An 18446-nucleotide genomic window follows, 5' to 3' on the forward strand; every position below is an offset into this window, starting at 1 on the left:
GAGCGGTGATGGGCGAGGGGTGCGGTCGGCCCCGCCCGGATAGGGTCGCAGTATGGGCAGCCCTAAGGACTCCACCGATCCCGTCCATCTCCCGGATGTACTGCCGACCCCTCGCACCGTCGCCGGGCGCGAGGGCCTGGAAGCGATCCTCGCACGCCCCTCCGCCGCGGTGATCGGGCTCGACTTCGACGGCACGCTCGCACCGATCGTCGCGGACCCCGAGCAGGCCCGCGCGCACCCGGGCGCGGTGCCCGCGCTGGCCGCCCTCGCCCCGAAGGTCGCCGCCGTCGCCGTGATCACCGGCCGCCCGGCGGGCGTGGCGGTCCGCAACGGCGGCTTCGCGGGCGTACCGGGCCTGGAACACCTCGTCGTCCTCGGCCACTACGGCACGGAGCGCTGGGACGCGGTGAGCAGCACGGTCAGCGCCCCCGCCCCGCACCCGGGCGTTGCCGCCGTCCGCGCCGAACTCCCGGGCTTCCTCGACCGGATCGGCGCCTGGCAGGGCACCTGGATCGAGGAGAAGGGCCGTGCCGTCGCCGTCCACACCCGCCGCGCCACGGACCCCCAGGCGGCCTACGACGCCCTCCGCGCCCCCCTCACCGACCTCGCCACCCGCCACGGCCTGATCGTCGAACCCGGCCGCCTGGTCCTGGAGCTGCGCCCACCCGGCATGGACAAGGGCGTCGCCCTCGCCGACTACCTCCGCGAGACGAACGCCGAGTCCGTCCTCTACGCCGGCGACGACCTCGGCGACCTCCCCGCCTTCGCCGCCGTAGAAAAACTCCGCTCCGACGGCCTCCCCGGCCTCCTCGTGTGCAGCGGCAACGACGAGGTCACCGAACTACGGGAACGGGCCGACCTGGTGGTGGACGGGGCGGCGGGGGTTGTCGGGCTGTTGTCGGCGCTGGCCGCTCAACTGGGCTGATTGGGCCGGGGTGTTGCCGGGGCGACGGCGCGAGTTGGCGGTCGTCGACCGGCGGAGCCGAAGGTCCGCTGTCGGCGCCTGCCGCTCAACTCGCCTCATCCCGGGCGGGTGTTGGCGGAGGAAGTCGGGCAGGGTGTCCGGTCCTGCGCCCGGCGCGGACAGCGGTGGGCCGGGCCCGCCGCAACGGCGTTACGGACGCCGCCCGGCCGGACCGTAGCCCTGCTGTCGGCATCGGCCGCTCAACTCGGCTGATCGCGTGGGGGCGTTGACGCGGGCCGGGTCAGGGTGTCGCGGTGACAGGGGCGCCCCTGGATCGGCCGCCCGGACGCTCCGCCGCCCGCCGCCTCGTGATCAACTCACCTGATCCCGCAGCGCGTTCAGCTGGTCCAGGAACCACTGGGCCGGGGGGAGTGCCGTGGCCGCGGCGGCCAGGCTCTTCGTCCGCTCGGCGCGTTCCTCGGCGGGCATCGTGAGCGCCTCGTGGAGGGCCTTGGCCGTGCCGATCACGTCGTACGGGTTGACGGTGATCGCGTCCTTGCCGAGTTCCTGGAAGGCGCCCGCCTCGCGGGAGAGGACCAGCGCGCAGCCCTCGTCGGAGACGACCGGGACCTCCTTGGCGACGAGGTTCATGCCGTCGCGGATGGGGTTGACGAGGGCCACGTCGGCGAGGCGGTACGCGGCCAGTGAGCGGGCGAAGTCGTCCTTGACGTGGAGGACGACCGGGGTCCAACCGGGCGTGCCGTAAAGGGAGTTGATCTCGTCGGCGACCCGTTGCACCTCGGCCGTGTAGTCCCGGTACACGGCGAGGTCCTGCCGCGACGGGTAGGCGAAGGCGACGTGCACGACCCGTTCCCGCCACTCGGGGTGGTCGTCGAGCAGCTGCCGGTACGCCAGCAGGCCACGCACGATGTTCTTCGAGAGTTCGGTGCGGTCCACCCGGACGATGGTCTTGCGGCCCTCGCCGATCTCCTCGCGCAGCGCGGCCATCCGTTCCTCGACGTCCGCCTGGTGCGAGCGCGCGTGCAGGAACTCGGCGTCGGCGCCGAGGCTGTGGACACCGATGAGCGTCCGGCGGGCGATCCGCACCCGGTGGGTGGTCCCGTCCTTCTCAAAGTGCTCGATGGCCCGCGGGGCGCCCGACGGCCAGGTGGAGACCCAGCGGTCAGGGTCGACCCCGCCCGCGCAGTTCTGGAAAGCCGTCGCCCACCGCCAGGTCAAAAACGCCACCCGGTCCGCCCCGAGCATGCCCTCCATCAGCCGTGCCTGGATGTCGTCGGGCAGCATCGCGAAGTACTCCGGCGGCGCCCACGGCGTGTGCGAGAAGTGCCCGATCCGCAGGTCGGGACGGAGCTCGCGGAGCATCCCGGGGACCAGGCACAGGTGGTAGTCCTGCACCAGCACTGCCGCGCCCTCGGCCGCCTCCTCCGCCAGCGCCTCGGCGAACGCCCGGTTGTATGTCTCGTACGACGCCCACTGGCGCCGGAACTCCGCGTCGAAGACCGGCTCCAGCGGGGTCTGGTACAGCATGTGGTGGACGAACCACAGCACGGAGTTGGCGATGCCGTTGTACGCGTCGGCGTGCACGTCGGCCGGAATGGCGAGCATGCGCACGCCGTCCTCGCCGACGCCCTGCCGTACCGCCTCCCGGTCGCCGTCGGACAGCGCCGAGCACACCCACAGCGCCCCGGCGTCCGGCCCGATCGCCGACAGCCCGGACACCAGTCCGCCGCCGCCGCGCCGGGCGTGCAGCGAACCGTCGTCGCCCACCTCGTACGAGACCGGACCGCGGTTGGACGCGACGAGCACCTGAGCAGCACCGGGAGAGGGCGTGGAAGCCGTAGAAGCCGTAGAAGCCATACGGCACAACCTAGCCCGGCCCGGAAACACTCAAACGTACAGACGACCCACGGCGGACTGTCGGAGTCCGTATACGGCCCCCGGCCCCCGGCAACAGCGCCTGCCGGCTACGCCACCTTGCGCGACTGGTACTCGGTGATGTCCGCCATCGGCGGCCGTTCCTCCGTGTCCACGGAGTACGTGCGCGGCTCGAAACCCTCAGGCCCCCGCTCGAACTGCGTGAGGGACGGCCGGATGAGATGCCCGCGGGCCAGCCTCAGCTGGGCCGTGCGGTAGATCTGCGCGGCCATGCGGCCCAGCGCCTGCCCGTCCTGGTGCCGGTGCTTGCGCACGCCCACGTCGACCTGCGCGAGGGCGTCCAGACCCACCAGGTGCAGCGCGTCGACGAGCATGCCCAGCTCGACGCCGTAGCCGACGGGGAACGGGAGCTGCTCGAGCAGCGAGCGGCGGGCCGCGTACTCGCCGCCGAGCGGCTGCACGAATCCGGCCAGTTGGGGCCAGTGCATGTTCAGCAGCGGGCGGGCCATCAGCTCGGTGACACGTCCGCCCTGGCCGGCCGCGCCGGCGAGCGGGCGGTCGTACATCGCCTTGACGAGGTCGACGCCGGGGTCGGTGAGCAGCGGGCCCACGATCCCGGTGACGAAGTCGGAGGAGAACTCCTTCAGGTCCGCGTCGATGAAGCAGACGATGTCGCCGCTGGTCACCAGCAGCGAGCGCCACAGCACCTCGCCCTTGCCGGGCACGGCGGGGATGCGGGGCAGGATGTCGTCGCGGTGCACGACCCGGGCGCCCGCCGCGGCGGCCACCTCGGAGGTGCGGTCGGTGGACCCGGAGTCGACGACGACGATCTCGTCGACGAGCGGGACCTGCTGCATGAGGTCGTGACGGATGATCGCGACGATGTCACCGACCGTCGCTTCCTCGTTGAGCGCGGGCAGCACGACGGAGACCGACTGGCCCGTACGGTGCTTCGCGGCCAGGATCTTGTGGAGCGGCCGATCGGTCAGGGACCAGGAGCGGGTGCTCAGCCAGTGCTCGACTTCCTTCAGCACGTTGCGCGGCTCCTCTGCGTTCTCTCGGCGAGGGCTGGTCACAGACAGTGAGTAAGTGATCCATCTCGCGGTTCGGACGGCTCACTCAACTGTCCTGGCCTTCGGTTACAGTCTTGAACAACGCTGATGACCATCGCATGTCGGGGGCCGTCGGCGGGACAATCGCATACACAACTGAACACCGCTCATCCAGAGGGGCAGAGGGATACGGCCCGTTGAAGCCCCGGCAACCCTCCAGCCGGTCTTGTCGCATGTCGTCCATGTGCCGAGGCTCCCGGCTCGGGAAGGTGCCAAATCCGTCTCGCGGCGAAACGCGTCGTGAGGAAGATGAGGAAAGGGCCTCGCCTCCATGGCTGCGCAGACTGTTGCAAGCACCACGAACCCCGCGAAGACGGACACCACCGCCGCGGACCCGAACCCCACGAACACCGTCGATCTCGGCCCCGCCGCCGCGCTGTCCTGCCGCGAGTGCGGCCACCGCGTCCCGCTCGGCCCGGTCTTCGCCTGCGAGGAGTGTTTCGGCCCGCTGGAGATCGCCTACGACTTCTCGGCCTACGACACCGAAGAGCTCCGCAAGCAGATCGAAGCGGGTCCCGCGAACATCTGGCGCTACGCGCCCCTGCTGCCCGTCCCCGCCGACGTGGCGACCAAGCCGAACATCAACCCCGGCTGGACCAAGCTCGTCCAGGCCGACAACCTCGCCCGCGAACTGGGCGTCGACGCGGGCAAGTTGTTCGTCAAGGACGACTCCGGCAACCCGACGCACTCCTTCAAGGACCGCGTCGTGGCGCAGGCCATCGAGGCCGCCCGCGCCTTCGACTTCACCACCCTCTCCTGCTCCTCCACCGGCAACCTCGCCGGCGCGGTCGGTGCCGCCGCCGCGCGGGCCGGCTTCCGCTCCTGCGTGTTCATCCCGCACGACCTGGAGGAGGGCAAGGTCGTCATGGCCGCGATCTACGGCGGCGAGCTCGTCGGCATCGAGGGCAACTACGACGACGTGAACCGCTTCTGCTCCGAGCTGATCGGCGACCCGGCCGGCGAGGGCTGGGGCTTCGTCAACGTCAACCTCCGGCCGTACTACGCCGAGGGCTCCAAGACCCTGGCGTACGAGATCTGCGAGCAGCTCGGCTGGAAGCTTCCGGACCAGCTGGTCGTCCCGATCGCCTCCGGCTCCCAGCTCACGAAGATCGACAAGGGCTTGCAGGAGCTGATCAAGCTCGGGCTCGTCGAGGACAAGCCGTACAAGATCTTCGGCGCCCAGGCGGAGGGCTGCTCGCCGGTCTCCGTGGCCTACAAGGCCGGGCACGACGTCGTACGGCCGCAGAAGCCGAACACCATCGCCAAGTCCCTCGCCATCGGCAACCCGGCCGACGGGCCGTACGTGCTGGACATCGCCCGGCGTACGGGCGGTGCGGTGGAGGACGTCAACGACGAGCAGGTCGTCGACGCGATCAAGCTGCTGGCGCGCACGGAGGGGATCTTCGCGGAGACGGCGGGCGGGGTGACCGTGGGTGTGGCGAAGAAGCTGATCGACAACGGTCTGCTGGACCCGACGCTGACCACTGTCGTGCTGAACACCGGTGACGGTCTGAAGACGCTGGACGCGGTTGCCGGTACCGGACTCACCGCGACCATCCGCCCGAGCCTCGAGTCGTTCAGGGAAGCTGGGCTCGCGTCCTAGCGTCGTAGTTCGTCTGCGGGTCCGCGGGGGCTGGTCGCGCCCGCGCGGCGGTAGCCGCACATCGACACAGCCCCGCGCCCCCAAAAAGACAAAAGCCGTACCTGACCGGAGGTCCTGAGCATGAGCGTTTCTGTCCGCATCCCCACCATCCTGCGCACCTACACCGGCGGGCAGGCCGAAGTGACCGCCGAAGGCGCCACCCTCGCCGAGGTCATCGGCGACCTGGAGAAGAACCACACCGGCATCTCCGCCCGCGTTCTCGACGACCAGGGCAAGCTGCGCCGGTTCGTCAACGTCTACGTCAACGACGACGACGTGCGGTTCGAGCAGGGGCTGGAGACGGCCACTCCGGACGGGGCCGGCGTCTCGATCATTCCGGCCGTTGCCGGAGGCTAGTCGTTACCCTCGGTAATGCCGATTACCGAGTGTTCATCGAATTGCCCCCTCCGCGAGAGAAGCGGAGGGGGCAATTCTGTAGGGTTGAGCGGGGTACAGTTGGGGAACCCGCTCCACTCCGCATGCCGAACGCATATGAGTACCGGCTCCGCGTGCGATGAGAAGTAGCCAAAGTGTGCAGGTCTTTTGCGCCTTATGTGCCCTTTATCCGGCCCGACTTGCCCTGAAGTCGGGCGAATTCTCCGTAAATTCCCGACCGGTCCTGCCCGGAATTCTCGTCGGATTGACCTGTTGCAGACGGCAGTTGGACGGATACATTCGGCCGCGGTCGACGCGTTCCGGCGCACGCCCCCAATCCTGTGGGGGGTGAGGTCTGACCCGGATCCGCGAAGTGCGGGTCCGTGCAAGGGCCAGTAATAGGGGAGTTAGGCATGGCTCAGGGCACCGTCAAATGGTTCAACGCGGAGAAGGGGTACGGCTTCATCGCGGTCGACGGTGGTGCGGATGTTTTCGTCCACTACAGCGCGATTCAGATGGACGGCTACCGCACCCTGGAAGAGGGTCAGCGGGTCGATTTCGAGATCTCGCAGGGTCAGAAGGGGCCGCAGGCGGACATGGTCCGGCTCGCGACCGGCTGAAGCACGCGCCGACGAACAGCAGCGACGTTCTTCGTTCTTCATCGAAGGGCTCGTACTCCTGGGGGGTCACCTCCTGGGGTACGGGCCCTTCGGCATGTTCCGGAGGCCCGGGGGGCCGGTCAGTACCTGGTAGCCGCTTGCACTCGACCATGCCGAGTGCTAATCATTGGCGTTAGCACTCTGAAGGTGAGAGTGATAACGAAGGACCGGGTCGGTGAGGCCCGCAGGCCAGGTGGTGCAAGGAACCACGGGGCAGGCAGGCCGTCCGTCGCGGGCGCCAGCGCGGTCCGGAGCAATCCACCCCAGTCCGGGAGGACCACTTCACATGGCCAAGATCATCGCGTTCGACGAGGAGGCACGGCGCGGTCTCGAGCGCGGGATGAACCAGCTCGCCGACGCCGTCAAGGTCACCCTTGGCCCCAAGGGCCGCAACGTCGTCCTCGAGAAGAAGTGGGGCGCCCCCACGATCACCAACGATGGTGTTTCCATCGCCAAGGAGATCGAGCTCGAGGACCCGTACGAGAAGATCGGCGCTGAGCTGGTCAAGGAAGTCGCCAAGAAGACGGACGACGTCGCCGGTGACGGTACGACCACCGCGACCGTCCTCGCCCAGGCCCTCGTCAAGGAGGGTCTGCGCAACGTAGCCGCGGGCGCCAACCCGATGGCCCTCAAGCGCGGTATCGAGAAGGCCGTCGAGGCCGTCTCCGGTGCCCTCCTCGAGCAGGCCAAGGACGTGGAGACCAAGGAGCAGATCGCTTCGACGGCCTCCATCTCCGCCGCCGACACCCAGATCGGCGAGCTCATCGCCGAGGCGATGGACAAGGTCGGCAAGGAAGGCGTCATCACCGTCGAGGAGTCGCAGACCTTCGGGCTCGAGCTCGAGCTCACCGAGGGCATGCGCTTCGACAAGGGCTACATCTCGGCGTACTTCGCCACCGACATGGAGCGTATGGAGGCCGTCCTCGACGACCCGTACATCCTGATCGCCAACTCGAAGATCGCCAACGTCAAGGACCTGCTCCCGCTCCTGGAGAAGGTCATGCAGTCGGGCAAACCGCTGCTGATCATCGCCGAGGACGTCGAGGGCGAGGCCCTGTCCACGCTGGTCGTCAACAAGATCCGCGGCACCTTCAAGTCCGTCGCCGTCAAGGCTCCGGGCTTCGGCGACCGCCGCAAGGCCATGCTCGGCGACATCGCCATCCTCACGGGCGGCGAGGTCATCTCCGAGGAGGTCGGCCTCAAGCTGGAGAACGCGACCGTGGACCTCCTCGGCCGCGCCCGCAAGGTCGTCATCACCAAGGACGAGACCACCATCGTCGACGGCTCCGGCTCCGCCGACCAGGTCGCCGGCCGGGTCAACCAGATCCGCGCCGAGATCGAGAACAGCGACTCGGACTACGACCGCGAGAAGCTCCAGGAGCGCCTGGCGAAGCTCGCCGGTGGCGTCGCCGTCATCAAGGCGGGCGCGGCCACCGAGGTCGAGCTCAAGGAGCGCAAGCACCGCATCGAGGACGCCGTTCGCAACGCGAAGGCGGCCGTCGAGGAGGGCATCGTCGCCGGTGGCGGCGTCGCGCTCATCCAGGCGGGCCACGTCTTCGAGAAGCTCGAGCTCGAAGGTGACGAGGCCACCGGTGCGGCGATCGTGAAGCTGGCCCTCGAGGCCCCGCTGAAGCAGATCGCCGTCAACGCCGGCCTCGAAGGCGGCGTCGTGGTGGAGAAGGTCCGCAACCTCACCCCGGGTCACGGCCTCAACGCCGCGACCGGTGAGTACGTCGACCTGGTCAAGGAAGGCATCATCGACCCGGCGAAGGTCACGCGCTCTGCCCTGCAGAACGCCGCCTCCATCGCCGCGCTCTTCCTCACCACCGAGGCCGTCATCGCCGACAAGCCGGAGAAGGCCGCGGCCCCGGCCGGCGGCGGCATGCCGGGCGGTGACATGGACTTCTGATCGACCCCTTCCGGTTGATCAACGGTCTTACCGAGGGCGGTACTTCCTGCTTCTGGCGGGGGGTACCGCCCTCGGGCGTGTCCGGGATCACAGACCGAGGAGTGGGACGGTCGGAATGACGGGCTTGGCCCGGAGGTTGTTGTTGACGCATGATCGATGCACACGCACATACCGTCCGGTACCCAGTGCCTTGTAGTCCGAGGAGCCCCCACACGTGTCTACGACCGCCCCCGCCTCCCGAGCGGCCGAAGTCCTCGCCCGTCCGATCACCCTCAACGGCCTGACCGTCCCCAACCGGATCGTCATGGCGCCGATGACCCGGCAGTTCTCGCCGGGCGGCATCCCCGGTGAGGACGTGGTGTCGTACTACGCGCGCCGGGCCGCCGCGGGCGTCGGTCTCATCGTCACCGAGGGCACGTACGTCGGGCACGAGTCGGCCGGGCAGAGCGACCGCGTGCCGCGCTTCCACGGCGCGGAGCAGCTCGCGGGCTGGGCGAAGGTCGCCGAGGGCGTGCACGCGGCGGGCGGCACGATCGTGCCGCAGCTGTGGCACATCGGCATGGTCCGCGAGCAGGGCCAGCCGCCCTACGCCGACGCCCCCGCGGTCGGCCCGTCCGGGCTGCGCATCGGCAGCGACGAGGTCACCGGTACGGCCATGACCCAGCGGGACCTGGACGACGTCATCGGTGCCTTCGCCGAGGCCGCTGCCGCCGCCGAGCGCATCGGCTTCGACGGCGTCGAACTCCACGGCGCCCACGGCTACCTCCTCGACCAGTTCCTGTACGCGGGCACCAACCGCCGTACGGACGCCTACGGCGGTGACGCGGTCGCCCGCACCAAGTTCGCGGCGGAGATCGTGGCGGCGGTTCGGGAGACGGTCTCGTCGGAGTTCCCGATCATCTTCCGCTACTCGCAGTGGAAGCAGGACGTCTACGGTGCGCGGCTCGCGGAGAGCCCGGAGGAGCTGGAGGCGATCCTGACCCCGATCGCCGCGGCCGGTGTCGACGTGTTCCACGCCTCCACGCGCCGTTACTGGCTCCCCGAGTTCGAGGAGACGGGCTCCGACCTCAACCTCGCGGGCTGGACCAAGAAGCTCACCGGCAAGCAGACCATCACCGTCGGCTCGGTCGGCCTCGACGGGGACTTCCTCAAGGGCTTCCGTGGCGAGGGGGCTCCGGTCAAGGGGATCGACGATCTTCTCGACAGCCTGGAGCGGGACGAGTTCGACATGGTGGCGGTGGGGCGGGCGCTGCTTCAGGATCCGGAGTGGGCGGCGAAGGTGCTGGCCGGCCGGGTGGAGGAGCTGGCGCCTTATGACGCGGCGGCGCTGAAGTCGCTGAGCTGAGCTGGGCTTTTGTTGTGAGGTCGGTGGGGGTGCGCCGGAGGGGTTTTCGCCCCCGCCGCCCCTACCCGTCCCGTCCCTGGGGGCTGCCGCCCCCAGACCCCCGCTTCGGCCCTGAAGGGGCCTCGTTGAAGGGGCGTCGTCCTCAAACGCCGGACGGGCTGGATGGTGTCGGCCTGAGTTGGAAGGTGCCGGACGGGCTGGATGGTGTCGGCCTGGGGTGGAAGGTGCCGGACGGGGTGGGTGATGTCCGCCTGAGCCCTTGGTGATCCCGGTCGCTCAGCCTGCGATGCGGGCGAAGAATCCGAGGGCGAGTGCGTACGGCGCGAGCAGGAGGAGCATGGGGCGGAGGGCGCGGCCCTTCTGGTCGCCGCCGGCGGCGTAGGCGAGGGCGCTGGAGAAGCTGCCGCTCATGGCCGCACTCGGGGTGAATCCGAATACGTCGCCCCAGCCCCCGATCGCGACCGAGGCGCTCGCGTGGCCGACGACGGCGAGGAGGGCACAGACCAGGTTGAGCCGGTCGTCCAACGGGCGCCAGACCGCGCCGCCTTTGCGCCCGTGTCCGGTGAACCGGGCGATGCCCGCGTACAGCAGCGCGGGCAGGCCCGCCGCCACCAGCAGTACGGCCCACATCGCGCCGGTGTCCGGGTCGTTCAGGAATCCCATAGTGCTGCTTCGCCCCCCACTGCCCAGGCTGTCGTCCCCTCGTGCGCGAAGCTCCGCGGGTGTGCGTACGGTGATCGTATGACTTCCGTCAACCGGGTGGCCACGGTCGCCGATCTTGATGCCGTCGTCGCCACCTTCACCAGTGCCTTCCTCCAAGACCCGGTGTGGGGGCCCGCGTTCCCGGACGAGCGACGGCGGGCCGAGCAGGCGGCCGTGATGTGGCGGGTCTACGCCGGCTCCGCGCTGCGCTATCCCTGGACGCTGGTCACGCCGGAGGTGGAAGCCGCGGCGATCTTCATCCCGCCCGGCGGCGTCGAGTTGACCGAGGAAGAGGCCGCCGGGCTCGAGGGGCGGTTGGCTGCGGTCACCGATGCGGGGACCGCTCGCGCGATCACCGTCGTTGGGGAGCAGTTCGAGGCGGCTCATCCTGCCCAGCCGTTCTTCTACCTCACCATCCTGGGCACGCACGCCGACCACCGGGGCAAGGGGCTGGGCATGGGGCTGCTGGCCGACGGGCTCGCGCGCGTCGACGCGCTCGGGGCTCCCGTGTATCTGGAGTCGACCAACCCGGCCAACAACAGGCGGTACGAGAGCGTCGGCTTCGAGGTGCGGGACGAGATCGTCGTCGCCGGTGGCCAGGTCGTTACGACCATGTGGCGTCCGGCCACTCGTTGAGCCGTGGCTCTTGGTGAGCGTCCCGACTCGGGCTAGCGTGCCGGAACATGAGGATTCTCCACCTGTCCGACACCCACCTGGAGCGCACCGACGCCCCGAACCGGCACGGTGTCGACGCGACCGACTCGCTGCGGCTGATGCTCGCCGAGTTGCGGCACCAGCGCGGTGTCGACGCGATCGTCGTCACCGGGGACCTCGCCAACGACGGGGCGGTGGAGGCGTATTCGGCCGTACGGGAGCTGGTGGGCGGGTTCGCGCGGCGGATGGGCGGGGTGCCGGTCTTCTACACGACCGGGAACCACGACGAGCGCGAGGCGTTCGGGAAGGTGTTGGGCAGCGGGCATCTGGCCGCCGACGGGACTGATCGGGTCGTATCCGCCGTGTTTCCCGTGGAGTTCGCGTGCGCGGCCGTGAGTGACGTGGGCGGGTACCGGTTCATCACGCTCGACTCGCTGGTGCCGGGGAAGGTGTACGGGCGGCTGAGTGGGGCCCAACTGGACTGGCTGAAAGAGGAGTTGAGCACGCCGTTCGGGAACGGCACCGTCCTCGCCTTCCATCACCCGCCGATCGCCCTCGACGTGCCGACCCAACAGGCCTTCGGGCTGCGGAATCCGGGGGAGCTGGCGGACGCGATCCGGGGGAGTGACGTACGGGTCGTCCTCACCGGGCACTTCCACCTCCAGCTCTTCGGCTTCCTGGAGGCGACACCGGTGTGGGTCACGCCGGGTGTCGTCAACCGCATCGACCTGACGACCGCCTACGGCACCGAGCGGGCGGTGCGCGGCGCCTCGGCCTCGCGGGTCGAACTGGGCGGTGAGAGCGGGCCGATGTTCCACACCTTCCACGCGCGGGACCCGCGGGCGCACGAGACGGTGTACCAACTGGACGCGGAACGGACCCGGTTGGTCGTCGAAAGGGAGCGGGAGCGTGAACAGGAGGGCGGCTAGCGGGACTTGAACCAGGCGGCCGAGACGATCAGCGCCGCGCCGATCCGGCACCGGCGAACTCGTGGGCCGCGTGGTAGGCCAGGTCGGAGCGGTCGGTCACGGCCAAGTCCCGGCCGGCGTAGAGCGGGATGACGATCGTCCGGTCGCCGTCGACGAACCGGTGGACGTTCCGCGCGGCGAACCACAGCGGCAGCGCGAGCGTGCACAGGCAGGCGACCGGCACGACCCGCTGCCACCAGCTGAGCCCGGTCAGAGGTTCCCCAGGGGCTCGATGTCCACGTGCACCGGTGTGCCCCAGACGCGTAGCACCTCGTAGTCCGTGAACTCGTGCACCAGCCGGTACGCCATCGCCGCGCGCGAACCGCGGCGCTGGGCCGCGAGATACAGCTCGGCCTCGTGGCGGTCGCGGCGCGGGGTGCCGCACAGCTGCCAGGCCTGGCCGTTCCACAGTTCGGGCAGCCAGCGTTGCTGCGCCTGCGGGCGGTCCTCGCGCACGCCGTAGCGGGAGGGTGTGGTGTCGGCCGGCCTGCGCACGTCGGGGCCGTTGATCTCGGAGCGGCGGGCCGCGCGGCGCCGGGTCTCGCAGAGCAGGCACAGGTCCGGGGCGTCGGCGTCGACCGGGCCGTTGGGGTGCTCGGGGCAGCGGGTGGTCGGCGCGCCGCCGCTGACGGTGTCGTCCAGCAGGTCCAGGGCGCGCTTGAGATCCGCCTTGACCTCGTGCAGCCGGGCGTCGGGGGTGTCGGACGTCAGCGCCTCACCGTGCTCGCCGAGGAGGCGGAGGGCGCGACCTAGGGCGGTCTGCTGGGCGTGGTTCATGGTTCTGCCGACGATAGTCGGCTTTGCCGCGGCCCGGTGGCGGGGCAGCCCCCGCCGTTCCTCCGCTCAGACGGCCGGGTGCGCTTCGCGTGTCCGGAGGAGGCGGGCGAGGCGGCCGAGCAGTACGGCGTTGACCAGCCCGCTCAGGGCGCAGCCGGCGGCGAAGAGCGGCGGGCTCAGCCAGGAGAGATCGGGGAGTTCGGCCGGTATCGACACGGCGAGGGGGACGAAGCTGAGCGGCGCGGTCGTGATGAGCGGCCAGATCCCGGCGAAACCCGGGTCCGGCAGGACGTACACGGCGCCGAGGAAGAACACCACCGAGGCGGCGACCGCGGTGAGGTAGACCCGCGCGGGCCAGTTGTCGACGGCGGGCGCGAGCAGGGTACGGAGGCGGCCGGCACGTGTCGCAGGGCGTGCTGCGGAGGGTGCTGCGGATTTCCTCGCCGCCAGGGCGCCGATCACGGCCGCGTTCACCAGCGCGCTCAGCGCGACCCACACCGTCCAGGAGCCCACGGCCAGCCCCTGTGCCGTGCCGCCGCCTTCGGTGCCCGGACCGAAGGGGAGGACGATGCCCACCAGCGAGAGGGGTGCGGTGAGTACCAACGGGGCCGTGGCGACGGGACTCTCCGGGGAGAGGAACATCACCACGACGGAGGCGCCCACGACGCCCAGGTAGGCCCGGGCCGGCCAGTTGTCCGTGGCGAGTGCGAGGAGCCGACGCGGGCGGGAGGGAAGCGGCATCGAGGCGTCCTTCGGGTCGGTCCGGGTTGGTGTCACAACGGTGGACCGAGGGGCGCGCCCAGGCATGAGTACGGGTACCCATGGGGGAGGGGCGGAAGGACTCAGTTCGTCAGGCTGCCGACGAAGGCCGACCATGCGTCGGCCCGGAACACGAGTTTCGGGCCGAGGGGGTTCTTGGAGTCACGGACGGGGACGAGGGCGGGGTGGCCGTCGGCCACTTCGAGGCAGTCGCCGCCGCTGCCGCCGCTGTGCGTCGACTTGCGCCAGCGGGCGACTTCCAAGCAGTTGTCGCCCCCGCCGCCGCTGTAGCTCGACTTGTGCCAGGTGGCCGTGCTCAGGTCGTAGTCAGGAAAGTTCCTCATGGACGTAATCCTGCGCCAACGCCTCGATCATGGCCAGGGACTTCTCCGGCGAGAGCGCGACGGCTGCGAGGAGTTCGAAGGTCAGCCTCAGCTGGGTGACGGTGGCCGGGTCGTCCTCCAGCCGTCCGGTGCGAACTCCCTCCAAGTAGACGAGAGGAGGCGCATCCTGGAAGTCCATCAGTTTCATGGCGCCCTTCATCGCCGTGTGCGCGCCCTCTTTGAAGGGCAGCACTTGCGTGATGACCCGGCCCCGGCGGCCCAGGTCCACGACGTGGCGCAGGGCCTCTGCCATGACCGCCCGGCCACCGGTCTCCCGGCGTAGTGCCGCCTCGTCAAGCACGGCCCACAACAGAGGTGTTGTTGGGTGATCGAGCAGGCGGGTCCGTGCCATCCGGCCATCCACCCACTCGTCGATCGTTCCCTCGAGTGCCGTCGGGTAGTACGCCCGATTCACGGCCCGTGCGTACGCGGGGGTTTGGAGCAGTCCGGGGATCAGCATGGGCGCGTATTCACGGATGGCCGTAGCCCTCGTCTCCGCCTCCGCCGCCTCCTCAAAATGCTCGGGGTACTTGGACTTCGCCGCCGCTCCACAGTTCCGCGTGAAGAAGTCCCCCGTCCCCAGCTCAACGTCCAGCATCCGCGCGTACTCCGGCAGCATCCGCCGCGTGCCCGCCTCCAACTGCCCGATGAACGAACCGCTCACGAACAGCCGTTGCCCCAACTCCTCCTGGCTGAAGCCCGCCTTCTCGCGGGCGTGGCGGAGTTCGGCGCCCAGCAGTGCGCGCGGCGACGACGACGGGTCGAGGTCCTTCTGTCCTGCCACGGCAACTCCCTGCCCTAACACCCGAGTTTGTTGGGACTTCGCGTATGGCCAGGTTAGACATGTGACCGCCACGCTGTGTTGCGAACAGCGAACTCTGCGTGGAGGTGAAGGAATGCTGCGGTCGACGGAAGAGGTCGTCGCCCTGCTGAGGGAGGCACTGACCGGTGTGGGTGTCGCGTTGCCGTCCCTGGGTGTGGACCCGGTGACCGGTGCGGGCGAGGAACCGTTCGCGTTGGTGACGCTGGGGCGTTGCAACGTCCGTACCGCCGAGAAGCTCGCGTCCGTGCTGCGCGGTGAACGGCCGCCGGTCGGGGCGCACGCCGTGGACGTACGGGACGGGCGGATCGGTGAAGTGATGGGGCACGTGGGCGGGAACGTGCAGTTGCGGCCCGTCTGCGGCGGCCGGGAGTGGGACTGCCCGCCGGAGTCGACGGGGCCCGCGGCACAGGAGGAGGTGCTGCGGGCCCGGGTAAGGGAGCGGAACCGGGAGGCTCGCCTCCCGTGAAGCGGCCGACCGCACGGGGCTCAGCCCGGGATCACCCCGCTGATCTCCGTGTACGGCACCGGCCGGGCGGTAAGGGCGTCCAGGACGACGCGGTCGGCGAGCGGCTGCCGCAACTCCACCTTCACGTTCTGGTAGATCATCTGGGCGCTGCAGGCGCCGCTCCGCTCCCCCGCGACGGAGGCGTACAGCACGATGCTCTCGTCCGTCTCCAGCACGTTGACGACGGGGCCGTCGTCACAGGCTCCGTGGCCGGCCCGCACCGTGAGGACGCGGCTGTCCACCGCCCTCCCGGACAGCCCGGTGACACTCCAGAGGCCGCCGGTGGATCCTTGCTCCACTCGTCCGATCGGCGACCTGGGCAGCTTCGACGGGGTGACGGCCACCTGCTTGAGCGGGGTGTCGTAGCCGTCGAGAGTGAACAGCCAGGCGGGAACGGTCGCCGTTCCCCGGCTCGTGGCGATCGTGGTCTCGCCGAGCTTCACTCCCGTCACGCTGAGCCGGGGCCCAGCATTGTTGTAGTGGGCGAACGACTGATACGCCGTGTTCGGTGCCACCAGCGGACGGCTCAGGGTGCTTCCGCTCCGCCACTCCACCTTCCCCTGCGTGATCGCGGTGGTCGGCAGCTTGCCGCGCCGGACGATGTTCCTGTTCTCGTAGGCCTGCTTGTCCGCCTCGCTGTGCCAGCCCGATTCCGGGGGCTGTGTCGTGTCGGCCAACGGGTAGTAGCCCCGGCTCCAGGCAGCGGCGGCCGCGGATCCGTGCCAGGCGTCGGCCACTTCACGGGCGCGCTTCTCCTGCGTCTTGAGCGACTCACTGTTCGTAGGCCCCTCGTCGCCCGCGCTCCGATCATCGCCGCAACCGGCGAGGAAGCATGCACCCAGGAGCGGTGTGAGCAGCAGTCCGACGAGGCGGTTCGCTTGTGTGTTCATGGGCCTACGACGCCGAAGGGGGACTCCGCGTTCACTCACGGCGCTCACCCCGTCTGCTACGGCAGTTGCCCGGGACCGGCTCCCGTCGCTCGGGAGCCGGTCGTCGGGGCAGGCTCCGGTGGACTACTGCTGGTGCCAGCGGTCGTACTGGTCGGAGGGGTCGCAGGGCGTCGTCTGGATGAGGGTGCCGTTTCCGACGCTGGGCGTGGAGAGGCAGTAGCCGCTCGACGCGTTCTGCCAGACGTCGTACCAGCCCGAGGGCGGACCGAGCGGGTTGTCCGCGAAATAGACGCGCCACTGCTGGTTGGCCGCCGCCGCGTTGCAGAACGCCATGCTGACCGTGCCCGTCCCCGAGGCGGGCGCGGTGATGCACCGTCCTGTGTTCTGGTTGGTGAAGGTGAACAGGCCGGTCTGGGTGTTGAACCCTTCGAGCCACCTCTGTTCGGGGCCGCCGGTGCAGGACCACATCTGGAGCTTCGCGGCGTTCTCGGTGGCGTTGTCGAGACAGTGGCTGGAGTTCCAGACGTTGATCGGGGTGAAGCCCGCGGCCTGTGCGGGTGAGCCGCCGGCCCAGGCCAGGGCCAGTATCGCCAGCACCGCGGTGACGAGCGCGAACAGTCTGCGTCGTTCGGGCATGCCTCTTCCTCCGTTCCCCCGTGCGGGGCAGCTTCGGTTTCCGTGCGTGTGCTGGGCAGCCTGGTGGGCCGGGGAGCGGGTGTCGTGTGCTGTTCCGTTCAGCGGACCGGGGCGAGGATGTTGCCGTTCACCCGGTTTCGCGCCGTACGCCGCCCAGCCCCACGAAGTACGTCGCCACGAACCCCACCGCGTACCCCGTCAGCAGCCCGCCCCCGTAGATCGCCACCGTCGTCCCCAGCCCCCTGTTCCCCGCCAGCAGCGGAAACAGGGCCCAGCCCGACGGGCCGATCGCCGTCGCGCCCACCTTGTCGCCGAGGGTCGCGAAGAAGCCGACGAACGCGCCGCCCGCCGCGCCGCCGGCACACGCGGTCAGGAACGGGCGGCCGAGGGGGAGTGAGACGCCGTAGACGAGCGGCTCGCCGATGCCCAACAACCCGGCCGGGAGGGCCGACTTGATGGTCGTACGGAGTGAAGTGTCGTGGCGGAGACGGAAGTAGACCGCGATCGCCGCGCCCACCTGGCCCGCGCCCGCCATCGCCAGGATGGGCAACAGGACGGTGTAGCCCTGCTGTTGGATGAGGGTGGTGTGGATGGGGATGAGGGCCTGGTGGAGGCCCAGCATCACCAGGGGGAGGAAGAGGCCGCCCAGGATCAGGCCCGCGAAGGGGCCTGTGGTGGAGAGGAGCCAGTTCGCCGCCGTGCCGATCGCCGTGGAGATCCCGCCGGCCGCGTACATGAGGCCGTAGAGCGTCGCCAGGCCCGCGACCAGGACCGTCAGGGTGGGCGTGACCAGGACGTCGAGGGTCGCGGGGACCCAGGTGCGGCACCACTTCTCGACGTACGTGCCGAGCAGCGCGGCGGCCAGCGCGCCCAGCACTCCGCCCTGGCCGGGGGAGAGGGCGACCCCGAACGCCGTCACCTTCGCCACCCCGGGGTACACCACGACCGCCGCCACCGCCCCGCCCAGCACCGGCGTTCCGCCGAACTCCTTCGCCGTGTTGTAACCGACGAAGACCGAGATGAGGGCGAGGAACGCGGAGGCGACGGCGGAGAGGGCGGGGGTCAGGCCCGGTAGCCAACTCATGTTGATCAGGAGGCCGTTGAGGCCCGCCAGCACCCCGCAGCCGATCAGGGCGGGGATGAGGGGGACGAAGATGTTCGCGATCCGGCGGAGGAGGAGTTTGGCGGGGGTCGCGTTGCGGGCCCGCTGCTCAGCCTTCAACTCCGCGCCCCGGGTGGTCAGTTCGCCGCCGCCTCCCGCCAACTTCTCGAACTCCGGGGTCACTCGGGCCACCACCCCCGGTCCCAGCACGATCTGGTACGTGTCGTCGTCCACGATCCCGAGCACGGCGGGCAGCACCCGCAGCGCCTCCTCGTCCACCAGTGACCGGTCGGCCAGGCCGAGCCGTAGGCGGGTCATGCAGTGGGCCACGGAGGTGACGTTCGCGGGGCCGCCGACCAGGGGGAGGAGCGCGGCGGCGATGTCGTACGGAGTGTCGGTATCCAC

Annotated in this window: 20 protein-coding genes and 1 riboswitch; of the genes, 9 read left to right on the forward strand and 11 right to left on the reverse strand. The window is 70.0% G+C overall.

Annotation, left to right across the window (positions count from 1 at the left end):
- Nucleotides 1-52: 52 nt before the first annotated feature.
- Nucleotides 53-925: a trehalose-phosphatase gene (gene otsB / locus ACFXC1_RS18460; protein WP_381243908.1), complete on the forward strand. Its 873-nt coding sequence runs from the start codon at nucleotides 53-55 to the stop codon at nucleotides 923-925.
- Between the two features lie 351 nt (nucleotides 926-1276).
- Here the strand turns inward: otsB and ACFXC1_RS18465 are convergent, their stop codons facing one another.
- Both ACFXC1_RS18465 and ACFXC1_RS18470 read right to left on the reverse strand, forming a co-directional pair.
- Nucleotides 1277-2782 carry an alpha,alpha-trehalose-phosphate synthase (UDP-forming) gene (locus ACFXC1_RS18465; protein ID WP_381243910.1) on the reverse strand — a complete coding sequence of 502 codons (1506 nt, stop codon included), beginning with the start codon at nucleotides 2780-2782 and terminating at the stop codon, nucleotides 1277-1279.
- 107 nt (nucleotides 2783-2889) lie between these two features.
- Entirely contained in the window at nucleotides 2890-3834 is a 945-nt protein-coding gene (locus ACFXC1_RS18470) for a glucosyl-3-phosphoglycerate synthase (protein ID WP_381243912.1), read from the reverse strand.
- 182 nt (nucleotides 3835-4016) lie between these two features.
- A riboswitch (SAM riboswitch) is annotated at nucleotides 4017-4168 on the forward strand.
- A gap of 15 nt (nucleotides 4169-4183) precedes the next feature.
- Here ACFXC1_RS18470 and thrC point away from each other — a divergent pair.
- The 5 genes from thrC to ACFXC1_RS18495 all read left to right on the forward strand — a co-directional run bounded on the left by thrC (nucleotide 4184) and on the right by ACFXC1_RS18495 (nucleotide 9842).
- Nucleotides 4184-5515 carry a threonine synthase gene (gene thrC / locus ACFXC1_RS18475; protein ID WP_381243914.1) on the forward strand — a complete coding sequence of 444 codons (1332 nt, stop codon included), beginning with the start codon at nucleotides 4184-4186 and terminating at the stop codon, nucleotides 5513-5515.
- Nucleotides 5516-5635: 120 nt separating this feature from the next.
- Entirely contained in the window at nucleotides 5636-5911 is a 276-nt protein-coding gene (locus tag ACFXC1_RS18480; protein WP_200714932.1) for a MoaD/ThiS family protein, read from the forward strand.
- 431 nt (nucleotides 5912-6342) lie between these two features.
- Entirely contained in the window at nucleotides 6343-6549 is a 207-nt protein-coding gene (locus ACFXC1_RS18485) for a cold-shock protein (protein ID WP_007493268.1), read from the forward strand.
- Nucleotides 6550-6874: 325 nt separating this feature from the next.
- The gene (gene groL, locus ACFXC1_RS18490) at nucleotides 6875-8497 is read left to right on the forward strand and encodes a chaperonin GroEL (protein WP_381243916.1); all 1623 of its coding nucleotides are present in this window, start codon (nucleotides 6875-6877) and stop codon (nucleotides 8495-8497) included.
- A gap of 214 nt (nucleotides 8498-8711) precedes the next feature.
- Complete coding sequence (locus ACFXC1_RS18495; RefSeq protein ID WP_381243918.1) at nucleotides 8712-9842, forward strand: NADH:flavin oxidoreductase; 1131 nt, start codon at nucleotides 8712-8714, stop codon at nucleotides 9840-9842.
- A gap of 276 nt (nucleotides 9843-10118) precedes the next feature.
- Here ACFXC1_RS18495 and ACFXC1_RS18500 read toward each other — a convergent pair whose 3' ends face one another.
- Nucleotides 10119-10505: a hypothetical protein gene (locus ACFXC1_RS18500; RefSeq protein ID WP_381243920.1), complete on the reverse strand. Its 387-nt coding sequence runs from the start codon at nucleotides 10503-10505 to the stop codon at nucleotides 10119-10121.
- Nucleotides 10506-10583: 78 nt separating this feature from the next.
- Here ACFXC1_RS18500 and ACFXC1_RS18505 point away from each other — a divergent pair, with 78 nt between their 5' ends.
- Nucleotides 10584-11180, forward strand: a complete 597-nt coding sequence (locus tag ACFXC1_RS18505; protein WP_381243922.1) for a GNAT family N-acetyltransferase — start codon at nucleotides 10584-10586, stop codon at nucleotides 11178-11180.
- 47 nt (nucleotides 11181-11227) lie between these two features.
- Nucleotides 11228-12127, forward strand: a complete 900-nt coding sequence (locus ACFXC1_RS18510; protein WP_381243924.1) for a metallophosphoesterase — start codon at nucleotides 11228-11230, stop codon at nucleotides 12125-12127.
- 28 nt (nucleotides 12128-12155) lie between these two features.
- On the opposite strand, the gene ACFXC1_RS18515 is transcribed toward ACFXC1_RS18510, so the two are convergent.
- The 5 genes from ACFXC1_RS18515 to ACFXC1_RS18535 form a co-directional block, all read right to left on the reverse strand.
- The gene (locus ACFXC1_RS18515; RefSeq protein ID WP_381243926.1) at nucleotides 12156-12350 is read right to left on the reverse strand and encodes a hypothetical protein; all 195 of its coding nucleotides are present in this window, start codon (nucleotides 12348-12350) and stop codon (nucleotides 12156-12158) included.
- A gap of 26 nt (nucleotides 12351-12376) precedes the next feature.
- Nucleotides 12377-12943, reverse strand: a complete 567-nt coding sequence (locus ACFXC1_RS18520) for a hypothetical protein (protein WP_362971263.1) — start codon at nucleotides 12941-12943, stop codon at nucleotides 12377-12379.
- Nucleotides 12944-13009: 66 nt separating this feature from the next.
- The gene (locus tag ACFXC1_RS18525) at nucleotides 13010-13684 is read right to left on the reverse strand and encodes an SCO4225 family membrane protein (protein WP_381243928.1); all 675 of its coding nucleotides are present in this window, start codon (nucleotides 13682-13684) and stop codon (nucleotides 13010-13012) included.
- Between the two features lie 101 nt (nucleotides 13685-13785).
- Nucleotides 13786-14046: a DUF397 domain-containing protein gene (locus tag ACFXC1_RS18530; RefSeq protein ID WP_381243930.1), complete on the reverse strand. Its 261-nt coding sequence runs from the start codon at nucleotides 14044-14046 to the stop codon at nucleotides 13786-13788.
- Nucleotides 14030-14869, reverse strand: a complete 840-nt coding sequence (locus tag ACFXC1_RS18535; protein ID WP_381243932.1) for a helix-turn-helix domain-containing protein — start codon at nucleotides 14867-14869, stop codon at nucleotides 14030-14032. The genes ACFXC1_RS18530 and ACFXC1_RS18535 overlap by 17 nt, the downstream gene beginning before the upstream one ends.
- Before the next feature lie 112 nt (nucleotides 14870-14981).
- Between ACFXC1_RS18535 and ACFXC1_RS18540 the strand changes: the two genes are divergently transcribed.
- Nucleotides 14982-15374: a hypothetical protein gene (locus ACFXC1_RS18540; RefSeq protein WP_381243934.1), complete on the forward strand. Its 393-nt coding sequence runs from the start codon at nucleotides 14982-14984 to the stop codon at nucleotides 15372-15374.
- Between the two features lie 20 nt (nucleotides 15375-15394).
- On the opposite strand, the gene ACFXC1_RS18545 is transcribed toward ACFXC1_RS18540, so the two are convergent.
- The 3 genes from ACFXC1_RS18545 to ACFXC1_RS18555 all read right to left on the reverse strand — a co-directional run bounded on the left by ACFXC1_RS18545 (nucleotide 15395) and on the right by ACFXC1_RS18555 (nucleotide 18446).
- A complete protein-coding gene (locus ACFXC1_RS18545; RefSeq protein ID WP_381243936.1) occupies nucleotides 15395-16303 on the reverse strand; it encodes a hypothetical protein in 909 nt (302 codons plus the stop codon).
- A 123-nt stretch (nucleotides 16304-16426) separates the two neighbouring features.
- Nucleotides 16427-16939, reverse strand: coding sequence for an RICIN domain-containing protein (locus ACFXC1_RS18550; protein WP_381243938.1), 513 nt, complete (start codon nucleotides 16937-16939; stop codon nucleotides 16427-16429).
- A 127-nt stretch (nucleotides 16940-17066) separates the two neighbouring features.
- Nucleotides 17067-18446, reverse strand: a complete 1380-nt coding sequence (locus tag ACFXC1_RS18555) for a PTS transporter subunit EIIC (RefSeq protein WP_381243940.1) — start codon at nucleotides 18444-18446, stop codon at nucleotides 17067-17069.

Source organism: Streptomyces hokutonensis (assembly GCF_042751305.1).
GTDB classification, from domain to species: domain Bacteria; phylum Actinomycetota; class Actinomycetes; order Streptomycetales; family Streptomycetaceae; genus Streptomyces; species Streptomyces hokutonensis_A.